Raw genomic sequence first — 388 nt, 5'->3', positions numbered from 1 at the left:
GGCTGTGGGTGAAGCGATCACTAACATTGCCAGCGCCGATATCGGTGATCTGAAGCGGATCAAACTGTCAGCTAACTGGATGTCACCAGCCGGTCACCCGGGCGAAGATGCCGGTCTGTACGAAGCCGTTAAAGCCGTGGGTGAGGAATTGTGTCCGGCGCTGGGCCTGACGATTCCAGTTGGTAAAGATTCCATGTCGATGAAGACCAAGTGGGAAGAGAACGGTGAAGAGAAAGAAGTGACTTCTCCGCTGTCTCTGGTGATCACAGCGTTTGGTCGTGTGGAAGATGTGCGTAAAACCGTGACACCACAACTGCGTACCGACAAAGGTGACTCCAGCCTGATTCTGATCGATCTCGGCTGCGGTAAGAACCGTCTGGGTGCGACA

At 54.4% G+C, this 388-nt stretch carries 1 protein-coding gene; it reads left to right on the top strand.

Features of this window, described 5'->3' with window-relative positions; genetic code table 11:
* On the top strand, window positions 1-388 hold a 388-nt coding region (locus tag ACYP03_RS24500; protein WP_459782448.1), incomplete at both ends, for a hypothetical protein.

The organism is Photobacterium sp. R1 (assembly GCF_054600795.1).
The sequence above is the reverse complement of the archived record's forward strand: the minus strand, read 5'-3'. Positions and strand labels throughout refer to the sequence as shown.